The following is a 25,451-nucleotide window of genomic DNA, read 5'->3' on the forward strand; positions in this document are numbered from 1 at the left end:
TGATGCGCACATTCAGTCCATCTAAAAGGCCCGTCAGTAACCAATTGTGGCGTTCGGCGGGTTTTCCTGCCAGCCGAGGGCCCGAACTAATACTGCGCCTGCGGCAGGGGTTACCGGTATCTGTGATTGAAACCATACACAGTTGGGCCGGTTTCCCTAAAGCCGACATACTGAGGATCACTGGGATCAATGCCAAGACCTTGAGCCGAAGGAAAGCCGGAACAGGCATATTAAGCCCGGAAGAAAGCGAAAAGATTGCGCGTTTGATCCGCGTTGCTGATGCGGCGGTCGATCTCTTCGAGGGCGATCGTGAGAAAGCAGTAAGCTGGATGCGTAAGCCTGTTCGCGGGTTGGGTAACGAGTCTCCTGAGAGTCTGCTTAATACAGAAAGCGGGGCGGTCGAGGTTCTAGATCTTATCGGCAGACTTGAGCATGGCGTTTTTTCATGATCGGTTTTCGTATCGTGAAAACCAAGTACCTGGACACCGCATGGACGGGTTATGGTGCCCAACAGTACGGAGGCCGCTGGAACCACAAAGGCAAAGCCATGATCTATTTGGCGGCGTCGGTTTCATTGGCAATGCTGGAATGTCTGGTCCACTTCGATGATTCAGCCCTGCTGCAACATTACACCTTGCTGAGCATTGATGTGCCGGACACGGATATTATTGCTTTGGAGCCCAGTGCATTACCGGTGAACTGGCAACAACTGGCTGCACCGCAAGAAACGATGGATATCGGTTCTGAATGGCTAGACTCTGGATCGTCTGTTGGTTTGTTGGTTCCCTCATCGGTGGTGCCTATGGAAAACAACATACTGATTAATCCCCACCATTCTGATTTTGCTACCTACCTTGGCAGCGTGCAGGCAATGCCGCATATATTTGACCCAAGGTTGAAGTAACTTAGATAAACAGCGGTCAATTGAGAAGAAGTGCCCTACCAGACCCAATTCTTTGAAGGGGTGATGATTTCTGGTAACGGTATATCCCAGTGTTCCACCGGTAAATGAGAGACTTGCTGGCAATCATGTGCTACCCCTAGCGGGTAGGGGCTACCCAACTGCCAATTCTGCAAGGTACGATCGTAAAACCCACCACCCATGCCCAATCGTTGCCCTTGTGAATCAAAGGCGACCAGCGGTACCAGCAGTAAATCTAACCGAGAAAAGGGCAGGACGTTACGCACATCAAGCGCAGGCTCAAGAATTTTGAAGCGGTTATAAACCAAGGGTGTCTGTGCGGTGTAATGTAGGAACAGCAGGTTACCGGTGCTGAATGGATGCAGAACGGGGAGATAAACCTGTTTGCCCAACAGCCACAAATGCTCAATAAGTGGGCCTGTATCCAGTTCACCATCAAAAGAGAGAAACGCCGCAATGTTGCGCGCCGCCAGAGTTCGTGGGTGTCGTGAAATACAGTTGGCAATTTGTAACGCAGAGTCATGTTGCTGTGCAGGCGTTAAATTGCGTCGCCGCTGGCGGATTTCATTGCGGATGAGTTGGCGTTGCTGAGCATATTGGGATTCAAAGGACATAGCGCCAGATTTGCAAGATATGTTCGGTTAACACATTGAAACTACAGGATGAAGGGAATCTCCGAGATGCCGTCGCAGGCTGTAACCCTTGAACCCATGGTTCAAGGTGAACGCGCTGTCACAACCTTCAGGCTTCTCGGACGGGCCGAGCATGCACACCGGTCGCGGAACATCACATTCTGTTGGTACTAAATATCGGCTCAGGGGACTGGCCCGCTGGCAAACATCTCAGAGAAATTTTTCACTCATTGCCGAAACCTTCAACTTCAGCAACTTAAGTTATTCGAAATGTGCATCCTGACGTTCAGAGATGCGACCCTGTTCAAGCAGCGCTTGTTCAATGGTCTGTTGCAGCATACGAATTCGTTGTTCCATATTGGCTGCATAATCACGCGTTTTCAAGCGCTCTTGAGCAAGTTCGTGACAAACATTCAATGCCGCGATAAAAACGAGTTGCTCTGTATTTGTGACTCTAGTGCGAACTTTAAGATCTTGCAACCGCTGATTAAGGTCGTCTGCTGCCATGTTCAACGCATCTTGTTGTTCTGGCGGACAATTGACTCTTAAGGAACGGCCAAAAATTTGAATATCTACCGGTTGTGCGGACATGCCACCTTCCTGCCTAAATTTCGCGCCAACGCTGGTCTACCATTACCGGACCACCAAAGCGGGCGCCACTATATATACCTCGGTACCAAGATTCAACACTTTTTCAGTACCCGGTTGTAATCTATTGCGCCGAACATTACCAGACAAAAAAGGGTTACGAAATGAGTATTTACCGCGATTCTATCGGGTGGAAAGAGTGAGACACTCCGACTACAACTGGCCACTGAGGTGTTGCACTCAACTGGTATACCGACGGACCTTGATGGTAGCATAACACGAACTTATCCTGCCAACGACGACGAATGCGCATGTCTATACAGAATACATTTCCAAGTTACCAATCTTTGACCGTTGCTCTCAACCAGCAGGCGGTAGCATTAACCGCAGCAGAGATGCACGGCTTAATCAGTGGCCTGCTGTGTGGCGGCAACCGCGATGCCAGTTGGCAGACACTGGTGTATGAACTGACCAACGAAGGGATCGCTTTCCCGCAGGCTCTGAGCCAGCCGTTGCTGCAGTTGCATGAAATCACGCGCGAGACGCTGGAAGATGATGAATTCATGTTCCAGTTGATGATGCCTGATGGCGAAACCGTTAGCGTGTTTGAACGTGCGGATGCGCTGGCCGGTTGGGTCAACCACTTTCTGCTTGGGCTGGGGTTGATGCAGCCGAAGTTGGCACAGATAAAAAATGAAGTGGGTGAGGCGATTGACGATTTGCGCAATATCGCTCAACTGGGTTACGACGAAGACGAAGATCAGGAAGAGTTGGCCCAGTCACTCGAAGAGGTCATCGAATATGTGCGTGTAGTCGCACTGCTTTGCCATACTGAGTTTACGCGTCAGAAGCCGACGGCACCGGAAAACAGAAAGCCGACGTTGCATTAAGCGGCGTAATGATGTCAGTTAGTTTTAACGCTCACCTGATTGGCGCTGTCATTTTCAATCAGGTGCAGCAAACCGATTTCAGGAGAAGGTAATGACCCAGCAGGAATTTCACAACCGCCGTCAGGCGTTGTTGGCGAAGATGGCTCCGGCCAGTGCGGCAGTTATTTTCGCTGCACCGGAAGCGACGCGCAGTGCGGATTCTGAATACCCCTACCGCCAGAACAGTGACTTCTGGTATCTGACCGGATTTAATGAGCCGGAAGCGGTGCTGATTCTGGTTAAAAGCGATGAAACCCATAATCACAGCGTGCTGTTTAACCGCATTCGCGATCTCACGGCAGAAATCTGGTTTGGTCGTCGCCTTGGGCAAGAGGCTGCACCGGCCAAACTGGGAGTCGATCGAGCACTGGCTTTTGATGAAATCAACGCTCAATTACACCTGTTACTCAACGGCCTGGATGTGGTTTATCACGCGCAGGGTCAATATGCCTATGCCGATGAAATTCTGTTTGGTGCGTTGGATAAATTGCGTAAAGGCTTCCGCCAGAATCTGGCCGCGCCTGCGACAATCACTGACTATCGCCCATGGCTGCATGAAATGCGCCTGTTTAAATCCGCTGATGAAGTGGCCGTGATGCGTCGAGCTGGCGAGATCAGCGCCATGGCGCATACTCGCGCCATGGAAAAATGCCGCCCTGGCATGTTCGAATATCAGTTGGAAGGGGAGATCCTGCACGAGTTTATGCGCCTGGGTGCACGTTACCCTTCTTACAACACCATCGTCGGTAGCGGCGAAAATAGCTGCATCCTGCATTACACCGAAAACGAGTGCCAAATGCGTGACGGCGATTTGGTCCTGATCGACGCCGGATGTGAATATCTCGGCTATGCCGGTGATATCACCCGCACTTTCCCGGTTAATGGTAAATTCAGCAAACCTCAACGTGAGGTGTATGACATTGTGCTGGCTTCGATCAACAAGGCGCTGGAGATGTTTAAACCGGGCGTCAGCATCCGCGAGGTGAACGATCAGGTAGTACGGATCATGATCTCCGGTCTGGTTGACTTGGGCGTGCTGAAGGGGGATGTGGAGCAACTGTTTGCGGAACAGGCACACCGCCCATTCTTTATGCATGGCCTGAGCCATTGGCTGGGGCTGGATGTGCATGACGTAGGCCACTACGGAACACCAAGCCGCGACCGCATATTAGAGCCGGGGATGGTGTTAACCGTCGAACCGGGTCTGTATATTCAGCCTGATGCCGATGTGCCCGCAGAATATCGTGGCATCGGAATTCGTATCGAAGATGACATCTTGATCACTGAAGACGGTAATGAAAACCTGACCGAAAGCGTGGTGAAGGATGCGGACGCAATTGAAGCCCTGATGGCGGCGGCCAGATAATATGAGCGTAATCATTGTTGGTGGCGGAATGGCCGGTGCGACGCTGGCGTTGGCGATTTCATCGCTGACTCAAGGAACGGTGGTGGTCAACCTGGTTGAGGCCGCTCAGCCAAACGATGGTGCGCATCCGGGTTATGATGGCCGGGCGATTGCGTTGGCGCATGGAACCTGCCAGCAGTTGGCGCGCATTGGCGTTTGGCCAGCATTGCGAGACTGTGCGACTGCGATCACTCACGTTCACGTTAGCGATCGTGGTCATGCCGGTTTTGTGAATCTGCATGCGCAGGATTATCAGGTGGATGCGCTGGGGCAGGTTATTGAGCTACATGATGCCGGGCAGCGCTTGTTTGCTCTGTTGGCGAAAGCGCCGGGGGTCAAAGTACATTGCCCAGCCAGAGTGTTTGATGTGTTGCGTACTGTCGACCGTGTTGAAGTACAACTGGATAACGGGCAGTGTCTGCAAGGGCAACTGCTGGTGGCTGCCGATGGCTCACGTTCGGCGTTGGCGCAGGCCTGCAATATCCAATGGCAACAGAGCGATTACGCCCAGTTTGCTACCATTGCCAACGTTACTACTGCCGAGGCACCGCAGGGGCGAGCGTTCGAGCGTTTTACCCGCCACGGCCCATTGGCGCTGTTGCCGATGTCTAATGGCCGTAGCTCCCTGGTCTGGTGCCATGCACGTGAAGAGCGTGAGCAGGTAGATAGCTGGACCGACGAACTTTTTCTCAGCAAGTTGCAGCAGGCATTCGGTTGGCGGTTGGGCAAAATACTGAAGGTGGGCAAGCGTCACAGTTACCCGCTCTGCTTGCTAAAGGCTAACCAACACATCAGCCATCGTCTGGCGTTGGTCGGCAATGCCGCCCAAACGCTGCACCCTATCGCAGGGCAGGGGTTCAACCTTGGTTTGCGTGACGTTATGTCGCTGGCGGAAACCCTGGCAGAAGCTGTGAACGAAGGTGTGGATCTGGGGGCTTATCCGCTGTTGAGTCGTTATCAGCAACGGCGTCAGCAAGATCAGCAAGCCACCATTGGGGTGACTGACGGTTTGATCCGGCTGTTTGCCAATGGTTATGCTCCGTTGGTTGCCGGACGTAATCTGGGGCTAATGGCAATGGAGCAGTTGCCAGCAGCACGTGATGCCTTTGCCAAACGCACATTAGGCTGGGTTGAACGTTAGGCTGTATCCCTGGTTGTTTTTGAATGAATAGCGCCTTCTGCTTGCAGAACAGGGCATCCGTAAAACGTAAGGAACTGGAGCAGCATGCAATCATTTGATGTGATTATCGCCGGTGGCGGTATGGTGGGGTTGGCGCTGGCCTGCGGTTTGCAGGGCAGCGGCCTGCGTGTGGCGGTACTGGAACACCGGCAACCGGAAATGTTACCGCTTCAGGAACAGCCAGCGTTACGCGTATCCGCCATCAATGCTGCCAGTGAACGGTTGCTGCAACAGATTGGCGTATGGGGAAGTATCCTCAGCCTGCGTGCCAGCGCGTACAACGCGATGGAAGTCTGGGAACGTGACAGCTTCGGCAAGATTGCATTTCGTGGGGACGAATGCGGTTTCAGCCATCTAGGCCATATCATTGAAAACGATGTGATCCAGCGGGCGTTATGGAACAAGGCGCAAACGCTGAGCGACGTAACGCTGCTGGCCCCGGCAGCGCTCAAGCAGGTGGCATGGGGGGAGAATGATGCCTTCGTCACGCTGGAAGATGGCCGCATGTTGACTGCCCGGCTGGTGATCGGTGCCGATGGCGCCAACTCTTGGCTGCGGCAGCACGCGGATATTCCATTAACCTTCTGGGACTATCGCCACAGCGCGCTGGTGGCAACCATCCGCACTGAAGAACCCCATCAGGCCACGGCCCGTCAGGTCTTTCATGGCGAAGGGATACTTGCATTTCTGCCGTTCCGTGATCCACATTTAAGTTCGATTGTCTGGTCGGTTGCACCAGAAGAGGCTGAACGCCTGAGCCAGCTTGAACCTGAGGCTTTCAATCGTCAGTTGGCAATGACTTTCGATATGCGTTTAGGCAATTGCCAGCTTGAAAGCGACAGGCTGACTTTCCCACTGACTGGCCGTTATGCCCGTAGCTTTGCAGCCCATCGTTTAGCGTTGGTGGGCGATGCTGCGCATACGGTACATCCGCTGGCTGGCCAAGGGGCGAATCTGGGGTTCATGGATGCTGCCGAGTTGATATCCGAACTCAAGCGCCTCCAGCGTCAGGGCAAGGATATTGGCCAGCATTTGTATTTGCGCCGCTATGAACGCCGTCGCAAGCACGGTGCGGCAGTGATGCTGGCCAGTATGCAAGGCTTCCGGGAGCTGTTTGCGGGCCACAACCCGGCGAAGAAGTTGCTGCGTGATGTTGGCCTGAGGCTGGCAGATAGCCTGCCGGGTGTAAAACCGAAACTGGTCCGCCAGGCAATGGGGCTCAACGATTTGCCAGATTGGTTGTTATAACGTGTCAGGGGCTTGCTACGCCCCTGCATCGATGGCTTTTCTTATATGGCATTTTCATTTGAGAAATTCTAATTCCAGTCATATTTTCCCATTACTTTTTCTAATTCCATAACCGGTTATCAAAAATAGAAATTCTCCTTCCCATCACTCATTTGTTATATAACTTCGTTTATCTACCTGCTTAATTGTTAATTTTGCGCCTTGAAGCGCAGTTTTTCAGTGGAAAAATCTGCAAACTTGCGCGGCAATTTACCCAGCGTGAAGGCTGTTGGTCATATTTTAACTTATGGTTAATAGGGGCGTTCGGTGATAACGTCAAGGGTAAAGGTATCGTTTGCGTCGCGACGATGAGTTGTGTTTTCGCTAACCGTTGACGCGGCAATTTGTGTTGATCAGTCAGCGTGCGCCACGCAGTCAGGTTCGCAAGTTACACCGGCCTTATTGCGTAGCAACACCCTGTCTTCGGCTATTCGAGTGGAAAGAGGGAAAAGATGGCAAAGCAAACCCCACTGTACGACCAACATGTGGCGTGCGGTGCGCGCATGGTCGATTTTCATGGCTGGATGATGCCGTTGCATTATGGCTCCCAGATCGATGAACACCACGCCGTGCGTCAGGATGCTGGTATGTTCGATGTCTCCCATATGACCATTGTGGATCTGCACGGCGTTCGCACCCGCGAGTTCCTGCGTTACCTGCTGGCGAACGATGTCGCCAAGCTCACCCAATCTGGAAAAGCACTGTATAGCGGTATGCTGAATGCGTCCGGCGGTGTGATCGACGATCTGATCGTCTATTTTTTCACTGAAGATTATTTCCGCCTTGTGGTTAACTCCTCAACCCGTGAGAAAGATCTGGCCTGGATCGAGCAACATGCCGCGCCGTACAGTGTTGAATTGACGGTGCGCGACGATCTGGCACTGATTGCCGTTCAGGGGCCTCAGGCCAAAGCGCGTACCGCTACTCTGTTTACCCCAGAACAAAATCAGGCCGTGGAAGGGATGAAACCATTCTTTGGCATACAGGCTGGGGATCTGTTTATTGCCACCACTGGCTACACTGGTGAAGCGGGTTACGAGATTGCACTGCCGAAAGAGCAGGTGGTTGATTTTTGGCAGAAACTGCTGGCTGCAGGTGTAAAACCTGCTGGGTTGGGCGCACGTGATACATTGCGCCTGGAAGCGGGAATGAATCTTTACGGCCAGGAAATGGACGAAGGCGTTTCCCCACTGGCGGCCAATATGGGCTGGACCATTGCCTGGGAACCGCAGGATCGTCAGTTTATCGGCCGTGAGGCGTTGGAAATGCAGCGCGAAAAAGGCACGCAACAGCTTGTGGGCTTGATCATGACGGAAAAAGGCGTATTACGTAATGAGCTGCCGGTGCACTTCACCGACGCGAATGGCCAGGCACAGGTTGGAGTGATCACTAGCGGTTCCTTCTCACCGACCCTGGGCTTCAGTATTGCGCTGGCACGCGTTCCTGCCGGTATCGGCGAGCAGGCTATCGTCCAGATCCGTAACCGTGAGATGCCAGTTAGAGTCATCAAGCCGGGTTTTGTGCGTGCCGGTAAATCACTGATCAATTAGTTTTTATTTATTCAAAGGAGTAGCAGGCCAATGAGCAATGTGCCAACAGAACTAAAATATGCCGCATCCCATGAGTGGGTGCGTGACGCAGGTAACGGCGAATACGTAGTAGGTATCACAGAGCATGCGCAGGAACTGCTGGGCGATATGGTGTTTGTCGATCTGCCGGAAGTCGGTACCGAGGTTTCTGCTGGTGATGACTGCGCGGTAGCCGAATCAGTAAAGGCGGCATCTGATATTTATGCGCCAATCAGCGGTGAAATCATTGCCGTTAACGATGCGCTGGAAAGCTCTCCAGAACTGGTTAACAGTGAGCCGTACAGTGAAGGCTGGCTGTTCCGCATCAAGGCTTCTAACGAGGCTGAGTTCGACGAACTGCTTGATGCCGATGCCTATCTGGCCTCCATCGACGAATAATCAGTATTACGCCCCATGAGTGTTCCCACCTTGGGGCGTTTTTCAGTTTAGGAATGATACCCAGGTAATTTCAAGCTGTCGTCGGTCAACACCACTGCTGCTCGAAAAACGACGGGTAAATCCCAACCTCCGCAAGCATTCAGGAATGTGTAGCAATGACCCAGACACTCAGCCAACTTGAACACAGCGAAGCGTTTATAGAACGTCATATCGGCCCTTCTGCACAGCAACAGCAGCAGATGCTGGAAGCGGTGGGCGCTCGCTCGCTCAGCGCGCTGATCCAACAGATTGTGCCAGCGGACATCCAATTACCGGGGCCACCACCGGTGGGGGATGCAGCAACTGAACATCAGGCATTGGCTGAACTGAAGGCGATTGCCGCACAAAATCAGCGCTATAAATCCTATATCGGCATGGGCTACAGCGCGGTGCTGACACCGCCAGTGATCCTGCGCAATATGCTGGAAAACCCAGGCTGGTATACCGCCTACACGCCTTACCAGCCAGAAGTGTCACAGGGTCGCCTTGAAGCGCTGCTTAACTTCCAGACCGTGACGCTTGACCTGACCGGATTGGATCTGGCCTCCGCCTCATTGCTGGACGAAGCCACTGCCGCAGCGGAAGCGATGGCGTTGGCCAAACGTGCCAGCAAGTTAAAGGATGCCAACCGTTTCTTTGTGGCTGACGATGTTCATCCGCAAACCTTGGACGTAGTCCGTACCCGTGCTGAAACCTTTGGTTTTGAGGTGATCGTCGATAAGCCAGCGAAAGTGCTGGAGCTGCAAGGCGTGTTCGGCGTGCTGTTGCAACAGGTTGGCACCACCGGTGAACTGCATGACTACAGTGCCCTGCTGGCTGAGCTGAAAGTGCGCAAAATCATCAGCAGCGTAGCGGCCGACATAATGGCGCTGGTATTGCTGGTTGCTCCGGGCAAACAGGGGGCTGATGTGGTGTTCGGTTCTGCCCAACGTTTTGGTGTGCCGATGGGTTACGGTGGCCCACACGCCGCGTTCTTTGCTTGTCGCGATGAATTCAAGCGCTCAATGCCTGGCCGTATTATCGGTGTTTCCCGTGACGCTGCCGGTAACACTGCGCTGCGTATGGCGATGCAAACCCGTGAGCAACACATTCGCCGCGAAAAGGCTAACTCGAATATCTGTACCTCGCAGGTACTGCTGGCCAATATTGCCAGCCTGTACGCGGTGTACCATGGCCCACAGGGCCTACAGCGTATCGCTGGGCGTATCCATCGCCTGACCGATATTCTGGCAGCAGGCTTGCAGAAAGCGGGCCTGCAACTGCGTCACAAAACCTGGTTTGATACCTTGACCGTTGAAGTGAAAGACAAGGCGGCGGTACTGGAGCGCGCATTGAGCTTTGGTATCAACCTGCGCACGGATATTCACGGTGCCGTAGGTATTACCCTGGATGAAGACACCTCGCGTGAAGATGTGCAGACGCTGTTTGCCTTGCTGGCTGGTGATAATAACGGCCTGGATATCGAGGCACTGGATGCAGCGGTAAGCCGGGAAAGCTCGTCGATCCCGGCGGCGATGCTGCGAAAAGATCCGATCCTCACTCATCCGGTGTTCAACCGTTACCACAGCGAAACCGAGATGATGCGTTATATGCATCGTCTGGAGCGCAAAGATCTGGCGTTGAATCAGGCCATGATCCCGTTGGGGTCATGCACCATGAAGTTGAACGCTGCGGCAGAAATGATCCCGATCACCTGGCCCGAATTCTCGGAACTGCATCCGTTCTGCCCACCTGAGCAGGCTGCGGGCTATCAGCAGATGATTGGCCAGCTTTCCCAGTGGCTGGTACAGCTGACTGGCTACGATGCGGTATGCATGCAGCCAAACTCTGGCGCACAGGGCGAATATGCCGGTTTGCTGGCAATCCGCCGTTATCACGAAAGCCGCAATCAAGCAGGCCGTCACATCTGCCTGATACCCAGCTCGGCACACGGTACTAACCCGGCTTCCGCCCAGATGGCGGGCATGAGCGTGGTGGTGGTAGCTTGCGACAAGAACGGCAACATCGATCTGCACGATCTGCGGGTGAAAGCTGAACAGGCGGGGGATGAGCTCTCCTGCATCATGGTTACCTATCCTTCAACCCATGGTGTGTATGAGGAAACCATCCGTGAAGTGTGTCAGATTGTGCACCAGTTCGGTGGCCAGGTGTACCTTGACGGTGCCAACATGAATGCGCAGGTGGGGATCACCACGCCGGGTTATATCGGCGCGGATGTTTCGCACCTTAATCTACACAAAACGTTCTGTATTCCGCACGGTGGCGGTGGACCGGGTATGGGGCCAATTGGGGTAAAAGCCCATCTTGCTCCGTTCGTACCGGGCCACAGCGTCGTGCAGATTGATGGCGTCACTACGCAACAGGGGGCAGTTTCTGCGGCACCTTTCGGTAGCGCTTCAATTCTGCCGATCAGTTGGATGTATATCCGCATGATGGGGGCAGAAGGTTTGAAGCAGGCCAGCCAAGTGGCGATCCTTAATGCCAACTACATCGCCACTCGCCTAAAACAGGCTTATCCGGTGCTTTATACTGGCCGCGATGATCGTGTGGCGCACGAGTGTATTCTGGATATCCGGCCACTGAAGGAGGAGACCGGTATCAGCGAAATGGACATTGCCAAGCGCCTGATCGACTACGGTTTCCATGCGCCGACCATGTCGTTCCCGGTGGCGGGCACGCTGATGGTTGAACCGACCGAATCGGAAAGTAAAGCGGAACTGGATCGTTTTATCGATGCGATGCTGGCTATCCGCAATGAGATCGACCTGGTACAGAAAGGTGAGTGGCCGTTGGAAGATAACCCATTGGTCAACGCGCCACATACCCAGGCCGAGCTGGTTGGCGACTGGCAGCATGCATACAGCCGTGAAGTGGCGGTGTTCCCGGTGGCGGGAGTGCGTGAGAATAAATACTGGCCGAGCGTGAAGCGTCTGGATGATGTCTACGGCGATCGTAATCTGTTCTGCTCTTGCGTACCCATGAGCGAATACGAATAACGAGGTTGATGACAAAGTCGCCGTTGAGCCCGTGGTACACGGGCATAGCGCACCGAGGGGCACCGTTTAACGCGATGCCCCTTTATTATTGCCGTAGATTTTGACCCAGTGGGGGAGTGCATGAAAAAAGTGGCTTTAGTCACCGGTGCCAGCCGGGGTATTGGCCGTGCAACAGCCTTATTACTTACCCAGCAGGGTTATTCGATTGGCGTTAACTACCTGCAGGATAAAGCGGCAGCAGAGCAGGTAGTGGCGTTAATCCATGAGCAGGGGGGCAAAGCACACGCCTTGCAGGCAAATATTGCTGTGGAAGCTGAAGTTGTGGCGATGTTTGCCGAACTGGATACCACGCTCGGCCCAATAGACGCACTGGTAAATAATGCTGGCATTTTATTCCAGCAGACGAGTATTGAGCATCTTACCGCCGAGCGTATCAATAGCGTGTTTGCAACCAACGTCACGGGCTGTTTTCTGTGCTGCCGTGAAGCGGTAAAACGTATGGCGTTGCGTCATGGCGGGCAGGGGGGCGCTATTGTCAACGTCTCTTCCGCAGCGGCGCGGCTTGGAGCGCCTGGAGAATACATTGATTACGCGGCATCAAAAGGTGCGGTTGATACGTTGACCACCGGTCTGGCACTCGAGGTAGCGGCGCAGGGGATCCGCGTTAACGGCGTGAGGCCCGGTTTGATCTACACCGACATGCACGCCAGTGGCGGCGAGCCGGGGCGTGTGGATCGGGTAAAAGCACTTTTACCGATGCAGCGTGGTGGTCAACCGGAAGAAATAGCGCAGATTATCGCCTGGCTGCTTTCTGACGCGGCCTCTTACGTAACCGGCAGCTTTATCGATGCTGCCGGTGGGCGTTGACACAGATTACTTCAGCCAACCTTTGCGTTGGGCGTCTTGTAAGTGTCTGAATAGGTATTGCCAGAGTTCTGGATAGATATTTGCAATCATCCCATTGCGCGCCAGCACCTGCTCCAGGCTGACGTTGTTCTCTATCCAGCTCTGACCTTCATTATGCAGATTCATCAGCATTGGCATACTGCGATCCAACACCGTGGCAAATTGGGCATCGGCGCTTTCACCCTCTTCATATTCCTGCCATAGCGCGGTGAAGTGTTCGCACTGAGGTTCTGGTAACAGGCCGAATAACCGTTTGGCGGCTGCCACTTCCTGATCGTGGATCGCTGCACGCGCAGCCAGATCGTAAACAAAGACATCACCGGCATCGATTTCGACGATGTCGTGCAGCAGAGCCATCTGGATCACACGCTGAATGTCCACTTCCTTACTGGCATAAGGGGCGAGGCTCATTGCCGCAATAGCAAAGTGCCAACTGTGCTCGGCAGAGTTTTCCTGGCGCTGAGTGCCTATCACTTTGGTACGGCGCTGAATGCTTTTCAGTTTGTCGATTTCCATCAGGAAGTGGATAACTTGAGTCATTGAACCAAAATCTAACACGGGTACAGCGGATGACATGATACGAACCTCAAAGTGGATGATTGGCAAAACCTGCCGATTTTAGCTTAGCCGTGTTACAGGTCTTCACATTTTTATTTGAGCGTACACGTGTACACTGGAATTATTCTCAGTTAATCTCAACAGCGGTAATCACAAATAACAGCGGTCGTTTGAGGACTTAGGCGTTATGGCAAAAAGGGATCAAATAAAAACCGCTGCTGACAGCTTGCCAGCAGCGGGTTACCCATGGGCAGAAGAGATAGCTAACAGCATCAGCCACGGCATAGGGCTGGTATTTGGTATTGTCGGTCTGGTTCTGTTACTGGTTCAGGCCGTGAATTCCGGTGCAGATGCGACAGCTATTACCAGCTACAGCCTGTACGGCGGCAGTATGATCCTGCTGTTTCTGGCTTCTACTTTGTATCATGCCGTACCACATCAACGGGCCAAACACTGGCTGAAAAAGTTCGATCACTGTGCCATTTACCTGCTGATTGCCGGTACCTATACGCCTTTCCTGCTGGTGGGGTTGGATTCACCCTTGGCGAGGGGGCTGATGGCGGTGATCTGGGGGTTAGCACTGCTTGGCGTGATATTCAAACTGGCGTTTGCGCATCGTTTTGAAGTGCTGTCGTTGGTCACCTATCTGACCATGGGCTGGCTGTCGTTGATCGTTATCTATCAACTGGCGACGCAGTTGGCGGTTGGCGGGGTAACGCTGCTGGCGGTTGGTGGTGTGGTGTATACGCTGGGGGTGATTTTTTATGCCTCAAAACGCATTCGCTTTGGTCACGCTATCTGGCATGGTTTTGTGCTTGGCGGCAGCTTATGCCACTTTATGGCGATTTACCTCTACGTCTGATGTCTCCTGACCTGGCAAGTGGCTTTCATGTCCATAGGTGGGGAGTGGTTTGGCATGTGGATGTCAACAGAGTGGAACGGTGTGCCCAGTGCTTTCCGTTTTTTTGTCACAATCCTTTTGGTGCTGATCTATCTGGTACCGCGTGACGGTGATCTTGAGGAATAGCGCCGAGGAAAGCCGCAGGTGTTAACACCTGCGGCAGGATGGGTTACTTTTCTTCAGCCAGAGAATAAGGCAAGGGTTTGATGGCAAGCTGGCTACTGGCGTCATCACGCACGCGCAGCACGCTGTCAGCCTCCAGATCGTTATTCATCACCACCTGTACCCAAAGCGTTCCGTCTGCCAGCGTAATGGCGGCCAGTACGTTACCGGTACGGCGCCAGTTTTCGCCCAGTTTTAACTCCAGATCTTCGCCAGCCTGAGGCGTACGGCTGGCTTTACCCTCCAGCCAATACATAGCGCGCTTGTTGGCACCACGGAATTTGGCGCGAGCCACCATTTCTTGCCCGGTGTAGCACCCTTTACTGAAGCTGATCCCCGCCAGCGCCTGTAGATTGGTGGCCTGCGGCAGCAATTGAGCACTGTTTACCGAATCAATCACCGGGTAACCGGCTTCAATATCTAGCGCTAACCATTGGCGACTGTCGTTCAACTCTGCCTGCTCACTCAACTGGGATGCGATGAGATTCGCAGTTTCAGCATTGGTGATCACCGCAAAACGTTCTGCTGGTAATGAAAAATGCAGCAGTGTGCTATCACCGTCGTGCACCACTTGATTTTCCGCATCGGGTAAGGTGGTAAAAACGTTGGCTAATGCAGCACGAGCCTGGATACCAGCAACGCCTAAAAGCACCGCTTCGTTGTCAGCAGCAATGGTGATCTTGGAAAAAACCGCATATTTTTTGATTTCAGCCAACTGGCTTTCCAACACGCTGCGCCGCTCAAGATAGGCAAAACCCTCACCACAATGAAATAAGCGTAGATTACTCCACATCTTACCCTTGGCTTCGCAGTGGGCGCACAGCACGTGTTGATTGACCGCCAGTTTGTCGATATCCGCTGTCACTTGGCCCTGAAGGTATTTTATCGTGTCAGGCCCGTTTAGCCGCACCAAGGCCCAATCTTCCAGCGAGATCAGCGTTAGCGGCAGATGGGAAGAGGCGAAAGGTTGACGAGATGGAAAAGGAATATTGAGCGCCATAGTCAGTTCCTGCTGCTTATTTAGTGTATATCTGTACCGGTTAACGCCATGGTAGAAGAGGTGGCAGGCTTTGCAAGCAGTTATTACTTTACAGCGCTTTTTTTGACATTTTACCTGTTGTTAGGTGAATGCACTTCCCGGTGAGTAGGGCAAATTGTTACTCTATACGCTTATATACCCTTCATACTTCAAGTTGCATGGGTGTTGGCTTCGTCCGTTCGCACCAGTCACATAGTGAGCTATGCTCCTGGCGACTCTCAGACTTGCCGCCTACATGCAACTCGAATTATTTTGGGTATAGTAAACGGTGGTTACTTTCAGGCCAATCGTTAGCTGATGGAATTATATCGCACGCGTGTTGCCATACAGAGTGCCTGTATCACTCCTGTGCTGGCCCCCATGCATAAAAGAGGTTAGTCATAACGCCATGGATATTAATAATAAAGCACGTATTCATTGGGCCTGTCGCCGAGGAATGCGCGAGTTGGATATTTCGATCATGCCGTTTTTCGAGCATGAATATGACACCCTGAGTGATGAAGACAAAGCTGTATTCATCCGCTTGCTTGAATGTGATGACCCTGACTTGTTCAATTGGTTGATGAATCATGGCTCTCCGCAGGATAAAGAACTGCAGAGAATGGTGTCCTTGATCCAAACGCGAAATAAAGCCCGTGGCCCAGTGGCGATGTGATATCCGCGTATCCTGGCGCACCCAGTTGTATTCTCTACTGACTCACGGCGCACTGATATTACTGATCCTGATTTCACCGTGGCCAGAAGGATACGGTCCGATCTGGCTGCTGCTGTTGATATTGGTCGTTTTTGAGTGCATCCGAAGCCAGAAGCGTATCGCTTCAAGGCAAGGACAGCTGAGGTTGTTAGGAGAGCGGCGGATTGAGTGGCAGGAGCAGGAATGGCTGATGGTGAAAAAGCCCTGGATGCTGAAGTTTGGCATTCTGTTGTCACTCCAGCAGGTTAATGGCAAAAAACGTAGCCGACTATGGCTGGCTTCAGACGCTTTGAGCCAGCAAGAGTGGCGCAGTCTGTGCCAACAACTGAACTATCCGCAATCTGCTGACGACGGGGACGAGTGATGAAACCGTTGCTCTGGTTGGTGGAGGATGAGCCCAGCATCGCGGATACGTTGATTTATACGCTGGAAAGTGAAGGCTTTCAGGTGCGCTGGTTTGAGCGTGGGGAGCCTGTTTTACAGGCTCTGCAACAGGGCGCACCCGCACTGGCTATCCTTGACGTTGGCCTGCCGGATATCAATGGCTTTGAACTCTGCCGTCGGCTGTTGGCGCAGGCGGCAGATTTACCCATCCTGTTTCTTACTGCGCGAAGCGACGAGATGGATCGTCTGATCGGGCTGGAAATCGGTGCTGATGACTATGTAGCCAAACCATTCTCGCCGCGAGAGGTCAGTGCTCGGGTGCGGACTATCCTAAGGCGATTGCAAAAACAGCAGCGTTTGCAGCAGCCTGTGCTTTATCAATTTGGTGCCTTTACCCTAGATGAACCGGGCGCAACCATCTGCTATCACCGGCAACCACTGCCCTTGACCCGCTATGAATTCCTGCTGCTGAAAACCTTGCTGCAGGCTCCTGGGCGGGTATTTTCACGACAACAACTGATGGACATCGTCTGGGCGCAAGCGGAAGAGAGCCTGGATCGCACCGTCGATACCCATATCAAAACCTTGCGAGCCAAACTGCGTGCGGTGGATGCGGCAGAACCGCCGATCCATACCCATCGAGGTTTGGGCTATAGCGTGAGCCGCCAACCATGAGGATTGGCCTGAGCCTGTTGCTGGGGTATTTCCTGATTGTGGCGGTAGCCGGTTATTTTGTCTTAAGTATTTTCGTGCAGGAAGTAAAGCCCGGAGTACGGCGTGCCACCGAAGGCACGTTGGTAGATACCGCCAACCTACTGGCACAGATCGCCCGGCTGGATATGAAACATGGCGATGCGTCAAAAGGACAACTGGCGCAGGCTATCGCCCAACTGAACCAACGGCCCATAGGCGCCAATATTGCCGGTATCCGCAAAGATCGTAATGAGTATCGTGTTTATCTGACCGATGGACGGGGTAAGGTCATTTTTGATTCTTCCGGTCAAGCATTAGGACAGGATTACTCCCGCTGGAATGATGTCTATCTGACCCTGCGCGGTCAGTACGGAGCCCGAAGCACCCGCACTATTGCGGATGATGAAAACAGTTCGGTGATGTATGTCGCCGCTCCGGTGATCGAGCAGGGGCAGATAATCGGCGTCTTGAGCGTTGGCAAGCCAAACAGCAGTATGGCACCGGTTATTCGCCGCAGTGAGCGGCGTATCTTGCTGGCCGGTGCGGTACTGTTGGGGATTGCTCTGGCGATTGGGCTGGGGTTTGTCTGGTGGATCAACCGTTCCATCAACCGGCTGGTCCGCTACGCCGAAGGTGTGGCACAAGGGGAAGCGATCCCACTGCCGCGTATTGGCAGCATTGAATTGACCCAACTGGCTCAGGCGCTGGAAAGTATGCGTATGAAGTTGGAGGGGAAAGCCTACATCGAACAGTATGTTCATACTCTGACTCATGAGCTGAAAAGCCCGTTGGCGGCGATCCGCGGGGCTGCGGAGTTGCTACAGGAGTCACCGCCACCGGCCACGGCAAAACGGTTTCTGAATAATATCGAACAGCAGAGCGCGCGCATCCAGCTACTGGTCGACAAGTTATTGGTCCAGGCACGGCTGGAAAGTAGGCCCGGTCTTGAACTGGCCCCGGTTATTCTGGTGCCGCTGTTGCGGCAGGTGGTCGCAGGTAAAGAAGCGTTGGCCGCGCAGCGTGGTATCACCATAAGATTAGGCGAGCTACCGCAGGTGACAGTGACCGGTGATGCCTTTTTACTGGGGCAGGCGCTGAGTAATCTGTTGGACAATGCTCTCGATTTCACTCCGACGGGGGGCAGCGTCAGTATCGAGGGCCAACGGTTAGAGCATCATTACCAAATTACCGTTTGCGACACCGGGAGCGGTATTCCTGACTATGCGCAGGACAAGATTTTTGAACGTTTCTATTCGCTGGCACGCGCAGACAAGCCCAAAAGCACCGGTCTGGGGTTGAACTTCGTGCAAGAAGTAGCTCGGTTGCATCGTGGCACCATACGTTTGCATAATCTTCAGCCCTGCGGTGTGGCTGCTGTTTTAACTTTATCTCTCTGACTTCACCTTCCCTTCACATAACCACATTCTGTTTTCACTTGCTGGTTTTATCTTTGCGTCATTACCTACAAGGAGGATGCAACGATGTTTAAATCGGTTCTGTTTTGGAAGATCACCACCCTGTTCGGGCTGATGATCCTGATGATGATCCCCGTTGGCCAGTTAATGGATGTGGTCCAGGAGCGTAGTGGCTATCGCCAGAGCGTGGTTGGGCAAGTGAGTGAAAGTACCAGCCGGGCACAGCGTATTCTCGGGCCGCTGATTGTCATTCCTTATACCGTTCGTGAAGAGAAGAAAGACGAAAAAGGCGAAACCGTGGTTCAGGTGAGTAAGCATCAACGTTTTGTGTTACCCGAGACGCTAGTGGTTAACGGCAAGCCGAACGTCGAAGTGCGCAAACTGGGTATCTATCAGACTCAGATTTATCAGGGACCGCTGGAATTCCAGGCTAAATTTACCCAACCTGACCTTGAGGATTTGCAGCAAGATAATGTGACGGTTGGGCAACCTTTCCTGATGATGTCATTGAGTGACTCGCGGGGAATTAAGAGCATTTCATCGCTTAGCAGTGCGCAGCAACAGGCCACGTTTGAGCCAGGCTCTATGGTAAGGGGATTATCCCAGGGGATCCATGCGCCACTCTCGCTGGCTTCTTTGCAGAAAGAGGGATTGGATGCGAGTTTTACGCTGACATTGGCGGGAACCAGCAGTCTGTCATTAGTGCCGCTAGGGCGCAGTTCAGAATGGGTATTGCAGAGCAACTGGCCGCATCCGAACTTTCTGGGCAACTTCCTGCCGGATGAACGTAAGGTCACCGAGAAGGGATTCAGTGCCCGCTGGCGTAGCACCTGGTTTGCCAATAATATCAACAGCGCTTTTCTTTATGACGACAGGATCCTTAATCAGGACAGCCTGCCAACCTTTACCACCAGCCTGATCGAGCCGGTCGATCACTATCAGTTAACCGAGCGCGCAGTGAAGTACGCGGTTCTGTTTCTGGGCCTAACGTTTATGGCGTTCTTCCTGTTTGAAACCCTGACTGGGTTACGGGTGCACCCAATCCAGTATCTGTTGGTGGGGGCCGCGCTGGTGCTTTTCTACCTGATCCTGCTGGCTTTCTCTGAGCATCTTGGCTTTGACGTGGCCTATTTATTGGCAAGCGTAGCCTGCAGTGGGCTGATCGCCCTTTACCTTAGCGCCGTATTGCGTGGCAAGCTCAGGGGCGCGTTGTTCGCTGCCAGTCTATTGCTGCTCTACGGTGTTCTGTACCTGCTGCTGCAATCGGAAGATAACTCGCTGGTGCTAGGCTCGGTGTTACTGTTTGGGGTTCTGGCGGGCATTATGCTGCTGACGCGTAAACTGGACTGGTATCAGGTGGCCGATCCGGCACGCTTAAAAGGCAATGCAGCTGCAGCGGAGGCGGGCGCGACACCAGCAAGCAACGGTGAGAATCGCTTCAGACTGTGGAAATAAAAACGCATTGGGCGCGAATGTGCGCCCAATCGCATTACAGCAGTGGCTCCATCTCTAGCAGGATCTGTTCACACCATTGCTGTAGCCTATCTTCACTCATCTCGTACTGGTTTACTTCATCCAGCGCCAGGCCAACAAAGTGTTTGCCGTCGGCGCTGAGCGGTTTCGGGCTGGTGAATTCAAACCCTTCTGTCGGCCAGAAACCGATAAACTGAACACCCAGTGGGGCCAGGTGAGCGTACAACATACCGAGCGCATCCAGGAACCATTCACCATAACCCAACTGATCGCCCAAGCCGTAAAGGGCAACAATTTTACCTTTCAGGTTCAGTTCGGTCAGTTGCGGCCAGACGGCCTCCCAGTCTTCTTGTAGCTCGCCAAAATCCCAGGTCGGAATGCCGAGGATCAAGATGGAATAATCTTCCATCAGCGTGGGGGAGACATCTTTCAGGTTGTGCAGGTCGACAAGGTCTTCACCCAAGATCTCGCGGATTTTTTCTGCAGCCATCTCGGTGTAGCAAGTGCTGGAGCCGTAAAACAGACCAATCTTCATGTTCAAACCATTCATGTCACTTTAGATACAATTACAACGAGTATACCCGATTTGTATTGGCTTCAGGCATAATGCCTACGGCATCAATGTAACAAAGAGAGGACCACGTGCAACCGCAAGAAAGTGCTCTGATTGAGCAATTCCTGGATGCGTTATGGCTTGAACGCAATCTGGCAGAAAATACGTTGGCCTCCTATCGGCTTGATTTACAGGCGTTGGCGGGGTGGCTGGCGCACAACAATAGCAGCCTGCTAACGGCCGAAGCGCTGGATTTGCAATCCTTCCTCGCTGAGCGGGTGGAGGGCGGCTATAAAGCGACCAGCTCAGCCCGTTTGCTAAGTGCCATGCGCCGTCTGTTTCAATATCTCAACCGCGAAAAGCTGCGTGCGGACGATCCAACGGCCCTGTTGGCTTCGCCAAAATTACCGCAACGCTTGCCCAAGGATCTGAGCGAAGCACAGGTTGAAGCCTTGCTACAGGCTCCTTGTGTCGATCAACCGCTGGAACTTCGCGATAAGGCGATGCTTGAAGTACTCTATGCTACCGGTTTACGCGTGTCTGAACTGGTCGGTTTGAGCATCAGCGATGTCAGCCTGCGCCAAGGAGTGGTGCGGGTAATTGGTAAGGGCAACAAAGAGCGATTGGTTCCGTTGGGTGAAGAGGCGGTCTACTGGATCGAAAATTATCTGGAACACGGCAGGCCTTGGATGCTGAATGGCCAGGCGTTGGATGTGTTGTTCCCCAGCAACCGCAGCCAGCAGATGACCCGGCAGACGTTCTGGCATCGTATCAAGCACTATGCGATCCTGGCCGGTATTGACAGCGAACGGCTGTCCCCGCATGTGCTGCGTCATGCCTTCGCCACCCATTTACTGAACCATGGGGCCGATCTTCGTGTCGTACAGATGTTATTGGGGCATAGTGACCTCTCGACCACGCAAATTTATACACATGTAGCGACAGAAAGACTGAAACAGCTACATCAACAGCATCACCCGCGCGCTTAACGCCCCGGGATTGAAAGGATTGGAAGAATGAAAAAAGGTTTAATGCTGCTCTCTCTGCTGGTGGCGTCGATCACCGGCATGGCTAATGCCGATGACACAGCAATTCATAAAGCACTCGGCAGCCTGGGTATTGAGAAGGCCGATGTGCAACCTTCCCCCGTTGCCGGTTTGAAGACCGTGTTGACCGAGGGCGGCACACTTTATGTGACAGAAGATGGCAAGCATGTTCTGCAAGGGCCCATGTATGACGTGAGTGGCAAGGAACCAGTCAACTTGACCAATCAACTGTTGATGACGCGCTTGGAAGCGCTGCAGGATCAGATGATCGTCTACAAAGCGGCGCAAGAAAAACACGTGATCACCGTGTTTACCGACATCACCTGTGGCTATTGCCACAAGCTGCACGAGCAGATGAAAGAGTACAACGACCTGGGGATCACCGTGCGTTACCTGGCGTTCCCGCGTCAGGGGTTAAACTCTCAGGCAGAGAAAGACATGCAGTCCATCTGGTGTACTGCTGACAAAGCCAAAGCCTTCGATGCTGCCATGAAGGGCGATCCGATTTCTCCTGCTACCTGCAAAACAGATATCGCCAAGCACTACGCATTGGGCGTGCAGTTTGGTATCCAGGGCACCCCGGCTATCATTCTGAAAAATGGTATGGTGATCCCTGGCTATCAGGGCCCGAAAGAAATGGCCGCGATGCTTGACGCTCATTCAGCCTCTGCTGCAACGAAATAAGTCGTGGTGAGTATCAAAACCCAATTACGCCGCCGTGAGGCGGCAGACCCCAGCCATTTGCCAGACAGCTTGCCACCGCTGCTACGCCGCATTTATGCGTTGCGTGGCGTTAAGGGCGGGCAAGAACTGGAGCGTGGCGTCAAGGGGATGCTGCCTTGGCATCAACTGGAAGGTATTGATTCAGCGGTTGCCATATTGCAACAGGCGTTGGCCGATCGCCGTCGTATCATGATCGTGGGTGACTTTGATGCCGATGGTGCTACCAGTACTGCGCTGACGGTGTTGGCTTTACGCAGTATGGGGGGCAGCGAGGTTGATTATCTGGTGCCAAACCGCTTTGAAGATGGGTACGGTCTCAGTCCTGAAGTGGTGGAGCAGGTCGCAGCTCGCGGTGCTGAATTGATCGTCACGGTTGATAACGGCATTTCCTCCCATGCGGGCGTCGATCTGGCACATGCCAAAGGGATTCAGGTACTGGTCACCGATCACCATCTGCCCGGCGAAACCTTGCCAGCGGCGGAGGCTATAGTTAACCCTAATCTGCGTGGTTGCGATTTCCCCTCGAAAGCGTTGGCGGGAGTAGGCGTCGCGTTTTATTTGATGCTGGCGCTACGCGCACGGCTGCGTGATAGTGGCTGGTTCGAACAACGCGCGCTGGCGGAGCCCAATCTGGCGGAACTGCTGGATTTGGTGGCTTTAGGCACGGTAGCAGATGTGGTGCCGCTCGATGCCAATAATCGCATTCTGGTCTATCAAGGGCTAAACCGTATCCGTGCGGGTAAGTGCCGGCCTGGGATCCGCGCTTTACTGGAAGTAGCGAACCGTGATGCACGCCAACTGGCTGCCAACGATCTCGGCTTTGCTCTTGGCCCAAGGCTTAATGCGGCGGGGCGGCTGGATGATATGTCGATCGGTGTGGCGTTGCTACTTTCCGACGACATCGCCCAGGCGCGAATGCTTGCCAACGATCTGGATGCTCTCAACCTTACCCGGCGGGAAATTGAGCAGGGGATGCAGGTTGAGGCTTTGGAACTGTGCGACCAGTTGGAGCGGAGCAGCCAAGAACTGCCTTATGGCTTGGCGATGTACCACCCGGAATGGCATCAGGGTGTGGTGGGGATCCTTGCCTCACGGATCAAAGAGCGTTTTCACCGCCCGGTGATCGCCTTTGCTCCTGCGGGTGACGGCATTCTGAAAGGCTCAGGCCGTTCGGTTGCCGGGCTGCACATGCGTGATGCATTGGAACGGTTGGACACTTTGAATCCAGGGTTAATGATGAAGTTCGGTGGCCACGCCATGGCTGCAGGGCTATCGCTGGAACAAACCAAATTTGAAGAGTTCCGCCAGCGCTTTGGTGAGCTGGTAGGGGAATGGCTCGATCCGGCGATGCTGGAAGGCGTGATTTGGTCCGACGGCGAACTGATGTTGCAGGAGTTGACTTTAAACACCGCAGAACTGCTGCGTGAAGGTGGGCCGTGGGGGCAGGCATTCCCTGAACCTACTTTCGACGGCAAATTCCGCATTCTGCAGCAACGGCTGGTGGGTGAAAAACACCTGAAGCTGATGGTGGAACCGCTTGGCGGAGGCCCCATGCTGGATGGTATCGCCTTTAATATCGATACCACTCAATGGCCGGACAGCAGCGTTAAAGAAGTGGAACTGGCCTATAAGCTGGATGTGAACGAGTTTCGCGGCAACCGCACCGTGCAGTTGCTGATCCAGCACCTGTGGCCACGTTAATCAGTCTCTTGGGGCACCTTTGAGTGCCCTGATTTTTATCCCCCACAAAATCTGAGCAACTTGCTATAAACTGGCCACCGGATCCGTTAGAATCACCGGTTCCAATGGCATTTCGCCATCGACGACATCAACGTAAGAACGCTAAAAATCATGTTTGAAATTAATCCGGTAAAAAACCGCATTCAGGATCTGTCCGAGCGGACTGCCGTTCTTAGGGGGTATCTTTGACTATGATGCCAAGAAAGAACGCCTAGAAGAAGTCAACGCCGAGCTGGAGCAGCCAGACGTTTGGAATGAACCTGAACGCGCCCAGGCATTGGGCAAAGAGCGCTCCGCGCTGGAAGCTATTGTTGAAACCATCGACCAACTGGAACAGGGCTGTGAAGACGTCTCAGGTCTGTTGGAGCTGGCTATCGAAGCGGAAGACGAAGAAACCTTTAATGAAGCGGTGGTTGAGCTCGATCAACTTAGCGTCAAGCTGGATCAACTGGAATTCCGCCGCATGTTCTCAGGCGAATACGACAGCGCAGACTGCTACCTGGATATCCAGGCCGGCTCCGGCGGCACCGAAGCGCAGGACTGGGCCAGCATGTTGCTGCGTATGTACCTGCGCTGGGCCGAGTCGAAGGGCTTTAAAACCGAAGTGATCGAAGAGTCCGACGGTGACGTTGCAGGCTTGAAATCGGCCACAATCAAGATTATCGGCGATTACGCATTTGGCTGGTTACGCACAGAAACCGGCGTGCATCGTCTGGTACGCAAGAGCCCATTCGACTCCGGTGGCCGCCGCCATACCTCCTTCAGTTCCGTGTTTATCTATCCGGAAGTGGACGACGATATTGATATCGAAATCAACCCTGCCGATCTGCGCATCGACGTTTACCGTGCTTCCGGTGCGGGTGGCCAGCACGTAAACAAAACCGAGTCGGCGGTGCGTATTACCCACTTGCCAACCAACATTGTGGTGCAGTGTCAGAACGATCGTTCTCAGCATAAAAACAAAGATCAGGCATTCAAACAGCTACGGGCCAAGCTGTATGAATACGAGATGCAAAAGAAAAATGCTGACAAACAGATGTTGGAAGACAACAAGTCTGATATCGGTTGGGGTAGCCAAATCCGTTCTTACGTACTGGATGACTCCCGCATCAAAGATTTGCGCACCAACGTAGAAACACGTAACACGCAGGCCGTACTGGATGGCGACCTGGATAAATTCATTGAGGCAAGTTTGAAAGCCGGGTTATGAGGAACAGAA

25 protein-coding genes, 1 other RNA gene and 1 pseudogene are annotated in these 25,451 nt (G+C 53.3%); 21 read left to right on the forward strand and 6 right to left on the reverse strand.

The features are described from left to right. Nucleotides 1-2 precede the first annotated feature (2 nt). Nucleotides 3-449, forward strand: coding sequence for an antitoxin Xre/MbcA/ParS toxin-binding domain-containing protein (locus SAQUA_RS05405; RefSeq protein ID WP_380674191.1), 447 nt, complete (start codon nucleotides 3-5; stop codon nucleotides 447-449). Further along, the gene (locus tag SAQUA_RS05410) at nucleotides 446-904 is read left to right on the forward strand and encodes an RES family NAD+ phosphorylase (protein ID WP_380674050.1); all 459 of its coding nucleotides are present in this window, start codon (nucleotides 446-448) and stop codon (nucleotides 902-904) included. Before SAQUA_RS05405 ends, SAQUA_RS05410 begins: the two co-directional genes overlap by 4 nt. Before the next feature lie 35 nt (nucleotides 905-939). Here SAQUA_RS05410 and SAQUA_RS05415 read toward each other — a convergent pair whose 3' ends face one another. From SAQUA_RS05415 to zapA, 3 genes are all read right to left on the reverse strand, one after another. After that, on the reverse strand, nucleotides 940-1,536 hold the full coding sequence (locus SAQUA_RS05415) for a 5-formyltetrahydrofolate cyclo-ligase (RefSeq protein WP_380674049.1): 597 nt from the start codon (nucleotides 1,534-1,536) through the stop codon (nucleotides 940-942). A 54-nt stretch (nucleotides 1,537-1,590) separates the two neighbouring features. Beyond that, nucleotides 1,591-1,774, reverse strand: a non-coding RNA gene (gene ssrS, locus SAQUA_RS05420) — 6S RNA. 41 nt (nucleotides 1,775-1,815) lie between these two features. Further along, nucleotides 1,816-2,145 carry a cell division protein ZapA gene (gene zapA, locus SAQUA_RS05425; protein WP_380674048.1) on the reverse strand — a complete coding sequence of 110 codons (330 nt, stop codon included), beginning with the start codon at nucleotides 2,143-2,145 and terminating at the stop codon, nucleotides 1,816-1,818. Between the two features lie 308 nt (nucleotides 2,146-2,453). Here zapA and SAQUA_RS05430 point away from each other — a divergent pair, with 308 nt between their 5' ends. From SAQUA_RS05430 to SAQUA_RS05465, 8 genes are all read left to right on the forward strand, one after another. Then, entirely contained in the window at nucleotides 2,454-3,032 is a 579-nt protein-coding gene (locus tag SAQUA_RS05430) for a YecA family protein (RefSeq protein ID WP_380674047.1), read from the forward strand. A gap of 91 nt (nucleotides 3,033-3,123) precedes the next feature. Continuing rightward, entirely contained in the window at nucleotides 3,124-4,437 is a 1,314-nt protein-coding gene (gene pepP, locus SAQUA_RS05435; RefSeq protein ID WP_380674046.1) for a Xaa-Pro aminopeptidase, read from the forward strand. 1 nt (nucleotide 4,438) lies between these two features. Further along, nucleotides 4,439-5,617 (forward strand): 2-octaprenyl-6-methoxyphenyl hydroxylase, encoded by a 1,179-nt coding sequence (ubiH, locus tag SAQUA_RS05440; protein WP_380674045.1) that lies wholly within the window; start codon nucleotides 4,439-4,441, stop codon nucleotides 5,615-5,617. A gap of 84 nt (nucleotides 5,618-5,701) precedes the next feature. Further along, nucleotides 5,702-6,904, forward strand: a complete 1,203-nt coding sequence (gene ubiI, locus SAQUA_RS05445; protein WP_380674044.1) for an FAD-dependent 2-octaprenylphenol hydroxylase — start codon at nucleotides 5,702-5,704, stop codon at nucleotides 6,902-6,904. 491 nt (nucleotides 6,905-7,395) lie between these two features. After that, nucleotides 7,396-8,493, forward strand: a complete 1,098-nt coding sequence (gene gcvT, locus SAQUA_RS05450) for a glycine cleavage system aminomethyltransferase GcvT (RefSeq protein WP_380674043.1) — start codon at nucleotides 7,396-7,398, stop codon at nucleotides 8,491-8,493. A gap of 30 nt (nucleotides 8,494-8,523) precedes the next feature. Then, nucleotides 8,524-8,910 carry a glycine cleavage system protein GcvH gene (gene gcvH / locus SAQUA_RS05455; protein WP_380674042.1) on the forward strand — a complete coding sequence of 129 codons (387 nt, stop codon included), beginning with the start codon at nucleotides 8,524-8,526 and terminating at the stop codon, nucleotides 8,908-8,910. Nucleotides 8,911-9,065: 155 nt separating this feature from the next. Beyond that, nucleotides 9,066-11,945: an aminomethyl-transferring glycine dehydrogenase gene (gene gcvP / locus SAQUA_RS05460; protein ID WP_380674041.1), complete on the forward strand. Its 2,880-nt coding sequence runs from the start codon at nucleotides 9,066-9,068 to the stop codon at nucleotides 11,943-11,945. Between the two features lie 120 nt (nucleotides 11,946-12,065). After that, nucleotides 12,066-12,812, forward strand: a complete 747-nt coding sequence (locus SAQUA_RS05465; RefSeq protein WP_380674040.1) for an SDR family oxidoreductase — start codon at nucleotides 12,066-12,068, stop codon at nucleotides 12,810-12,812. A gap of 6 nt (nucleotides 12,813-12,818) precedes the next feature. Here the strand turns inward: SAQUA_RS05465 and SAQUA_RS05470 are convergent, their stop codons facing one another. Then, a complete protein-coding gene (locus SAQUA_RS05470; RefSeq protein WP_380674039.1) occupies nucleotides 12,819-13,427 on the reverse strand; it encodes an HD family hydrolase in 609 nt (202 codons plus the stop codon). A gap of 169 nt (nucleotides 13,428-13,596) precedes the next feature. Between SAQUA_RS05470 and SAQUA_RS05475 the strand changes: the two genes are divergently transcribed. Together SAQUA_RS05475 and SAQUA_RS05480 are read left to right on the forward strand one after the other, a co-directional pair. Further along, nucleotides 13,597-14,271: a hemolysin III family protein gene (locus tag SAQUA_RS05475; RefSeq protein ID WP_380674038.1), complete on the forward strand. Its 675-nt coding sequence runs from the start codon at nucleotides 13,597-13,599 to the stop codon at nucleotides 14,269-14,271. Between the two features lie 6 nt (nucleotides 14,272-14,277). Further along, nucleotides 14,278-14,436 (forward strand): annotated as a pseudogene (locus SAQUA_RS05480) (DUF2165 family protein); the annotation flags it as partial. A gap of 43 nt (nucleotides 14,437-14,479) precedes the next feature. Here SAQUA_RS05480 and ygfZ read toward each other — a convergent pair. Continuing rightward, the gene (ygfZ, locus tag SAQUA_RS05485) at nucleotides 14,480-15,472 is read right to left on the reverse strand and encodes a tRNA-modifying protein YgfZ (protein WP_380674037.1); all 993 of its coding nucleotides are present in this window, start codon (nucleotides 15,470-15,472) and stop codon (nucleotides 14,480-14,482) included. A gap of 427 nt (nucleotides 15,473-15,899) precedes the next feature. Between ygfZ and sdhE the strand changes: the two genes are divergently transcribed. The 5 genes from sdhE (at nucleotide 15,900) to creD (ending at nucleotide 20,152) form a co-directional block, all read left to right on the forward strand. Beyond that, nucleotides 15,900-16,166: an FAD assembly factor SdhE gene (gene sdhE, locus SAQUA_RS05490; protein ID WP_380674036.1), complete on the forward strand. Its 267-nt coding sequence runs from the start codon at nucleotides 15,900-15,902 to the stop codon at nucleotides 16,164-16,166. Next, the gene (locus SAQUA_RS05495) at nucleotides 16,147-16,569 is read left to right on the forward strand and encodes a protein YgfX (protein ID WP_380674035.1); all 423 of its coding nucleotides are present in this window, start codon (nucleotides 16,147-16,149) and stop codon (nucleotides 16,567-16,569) included. The genes sdhE and SAQUA_RS05495 overlap by 20 nt, the downstream gene beginning before the upstream one ends. Further along, on the forward strand, nucleotides 16,569-17,264 hold the full coding sequence (gene creB / locus SAQUA_RS05500) for a two-component system response regulator CreB (protein ID WP_380674034.1): 696 nt from the start codon (nucleotides 16,569-16,571) through the stop codon (nucleotides 17,262-17,264). Before SAQUA_RS05495 ends, creB begins: the two co-directional genes overlap by 1 nt. Beyond that, nucleotides 17,261-18,679 carry a two-component system sensor histidine kinase CreC gene (gene creC, locus SAQUA_RS05505; RefSeq protein WP_380674033.1) on the forward strand — a complete coding sequence of 473 codons (1,419 nt, stop codon included), beginning with the start codon at nucleotides 17,261-17,263 and terminating at the stop codon, nucleotides 18,677-18,679. Before creB ends, creC begins: the two co-directional genes overlap by 4 nt. Nucleotides 18,680-18,763: 84 nt before the next feature. Beyond that, nucleotides 18,764-20,152 carry a cell envelope integrity protein CreD gene (creD, locus tag SAQUA_RS05510; protein WP_380674032.1) on the forward strand — a complete coding sequence of 463 codons (1,389 nt, stop codon included), beginning with the start codon at nucleotides 18,764-18,766 and terminating at the stop codon, nucleotides 20,150-20,152. 34 nt (nucleotides 20,153-20,186) lie between these two features. Here the strand turns inward: creD and fldB are convergent, their stop codons facing one another. Next, on the reverse strand, nucleotides 20,187-20,705 hold the full coding sequence (fldB, locus tag SAQUA_RS05515; protein ID WP_380674031.1) for a flavodoxin FldB: 519 nt from the start codon (nucleotides 20,703-20,705) through the stop codon (nucleotides 20,187-20,189). Between the two features lie 107 nt (nucleotides 20,706-20,812). Here fldB and xerD point away from each other — a divergent pair, with 107 nt between their 5' ends. The 4 genes from xerD (at nucleotide 20,813) to prfB (ending at nucleotide 25,442) form a co-directional block, all read left to right on the forward strand. Further along, the gene (xerD, locus tag SAQUA_RS05520) at nucleotides 20,813-21,712 is read left to right on the forward strand and encodes a site-specific tyrosine recombinase XerD (RefSeq protein ID WP_380674030.1); all 900 of its coding nucleotides are present in this window, start codon (nucleotides 20,813-20,815) and stop codon (nucleotides 21,710-21,712) included. Nucleotides 21,713-21,739: 27 nt separating this feature from the next. After that, on the forward strand, nucleotides 21,740-22,453 hold the full coding sequence (dsbC, locus tag SAQUA_RS05525; RefSeq protein WP_380674029.1) for a bifunctional protein-disulfide isomerase/oxidoreductase DsbC: 714 nt from the start codon (nucleotides 21,740-21,742) through the stop codon (nucleotides 22,451-22,453). A 6-nt stretch (nucleotides 22,454-22,459) separates the two neighbouring features. Continuing rightward, nucleotides 22,460-24,193 (forward strand): single-stranded-DNA-specific exonuclease RecJ, encoded by a 1,734-nt coding sequence (gene recJ, locus SAQUA_RS05530; protein ID WP_380674190.1) that lies wholly within the window; start codon nucleotides 22,460-22,462, stop codon nucleotides 24,191-24,193. Nucleotides 24,194-24,343: 150 nt separating this feature from the next. After that, nucleotides 24,344-25,442, forward strand: a protein-coding gene (prfB, locus tag SAQUA_RS05535) for a peptide chain release factor 2 (protein WP_380674028.1) whose coding sequence is annotated in 2 segments (ribosomal slippage) — nucleotides 24,344-24,418 and nucleotides 24,420-25,442 — 1,098 coding nt in all. Because the reading frame shifts where the segments join, the coding sequence is not laid out codon by codon here. The last annotated feature ends 9 nt before the right edge of the window (nucleotides 25,443-25,451 follow it).

The sequence above is a fragment of the Serratia aquatilis genome, assembly GCF_044865145.1.
GTDB classification, from domain to species: Bacteria; Pseudomonadota; Gammaproteobacteria; order Enterobacterales; family Enterobacteriaceae; genus Chania; species Chania aquatilis.

Excerpts from the sequence above, each read along its gene's own strand:
- SAQUA_RS05405 (WP_380674191.1), top strand. The coding sequence starts at position 3 with ATGCGCACATTCAGTCCATCTAAAAGGCCCGTCAGTAACCAATTGTGG.
- SAQUA_RS05410 (WP_380674050.1), top strand. The coding sequence starts at position 446 with ATGATCGGTTTTCGTATCGTGAAAACCAAGTACCTGGACACCGCATGG.
- SAQUA_RS05415 (WP_380674049.1), bottom strand. The coding sequence starts at position 1,536 with ATGTCCTTTGAATCCCAATATGCTCAGCAACGCCAACTCATCCGCAAT.
- zapA (WP_380674048.1), bottom strand. The coding sequence starts at position 2,145 with ATGTCCGCACAACCGGTAGATATTCAAATTTTTGGCCGTTCCTTAAGA.
- SAQUA_RS05430 (WP_380674047.1), top strand. The coding sequence starts at position 2,454 with ATGTCTATACAGAATACATTTCCAAGTTACCAATCTTTGACCGTTGCT.
- pepP (WP_380674046.1), top strand. The coding sequence starts at position 3,124 with ATGACCCAGCAGGAATTTCACAACCGCCGTCAGGCGTTGTTGGCGAAG.
- ubiH (WP_380674045.1), top strand. The coding sequence starts at position 4,439 with ATGAGCGTAATCATTGTTGGTGGCGGAATGGCCGGTGCGACGCTGGCG.
- ubiI (WP_380674044.1), top strand. The coding sequence starts at position 5,702 with ATGCAATCATTTGATGTGATTATCGCCGGTGGCGGTATGGTGGGGTTG.
- gcvT (WP_380674043.1), top strand. The coding sequence starts at position 7,396 with ATGGCAAAGCAAACCCCACTGTACGACCAACATGTGGCGTGCGGTGCG.
- gcvH (WP_380674042.1), top strand. The coding sequence starts at position 8,524 with ATGAGCAATGTGCCAACAGAACTAAAATATGCCGCATCCCATGAGTGG.
- gcvP (WP_380674041.1), top strand. The coding sequence starts at position 9,066 with ATGACCCAGACACTCAGCCAACTTGAACACAGCGAAGCGTTTATAGAA.
- SAQUA_RS05465 (WP_380674040.1), top strand. The coding sequence starts at position 12,066 with ATGAAAAAAGTGGCTTTAGTCACCGGTGCCAGCCGGGGTATTGGCCGT.
- SAQUA_RS05470 (WP_380674039.1), bottom strand. The coding sequence starts at position 13,427 with ATGTCATCCGCTGTACCCGTGTTAGATTTTGGTTCAATGACTCAAGTT.
- SAQUA_RS05475 (WP_380674038.1), top strand. The coding sequence starts at position 13,597 with ATGGCAAAAAGGGATCAAATAAAAACCGCTGCTGACAGCTTGCCAGCA.
- ygfZ (WP_380674037.1), bottom strand. The coding sequence starts at position 15,472 with ATGGCGCTCAATATTCCTTTTCCATCTCGTCAACCTTTCGCCTCTTCC.
- sdhE (WP_380674036.1), top strand. The coding sequence starts at position 15,900 with ATGGATATTAATAATAAAGCACGTATTCATTGGGCCTGTCGCCGAGGA.
- creB (WP_380674034.1), top strand. The coding sequence starts at position 16,569 with ATGAAACCGTTGCTCTGGTTGGTGGAGGATGAGCCCAGCATCGCGGAT.
- creC (WP_380674033.1), top strand. The coding sequence starts at position 17,261 with ATGAGGATTGGCCTGAGCCTGTTGCTGGGGTATTTCCTGATTGTGGCG.
- creD (WP_380674032.1), top strand. The coding sequence starts at position 18,764 with ATGTTTAAATCGGTTCTGTTTTGGAAGATCACCACCCTGTTCGGGCTG.
- fldB (WP_380674031.1), bottom strand. The coding sequence starts at position 20,705 with ATGAAGATTGGTCTGTTTTACGGCTCCAGCACTTGCTACACCGAGATG.
- dsbC (WP_380674029.1), top strand. The coding sequence starts at position 21,740 with ATGAAAAAAGGTTTAATGCTGCTCTCTCTGCTGGTGGCGTCGATCACC.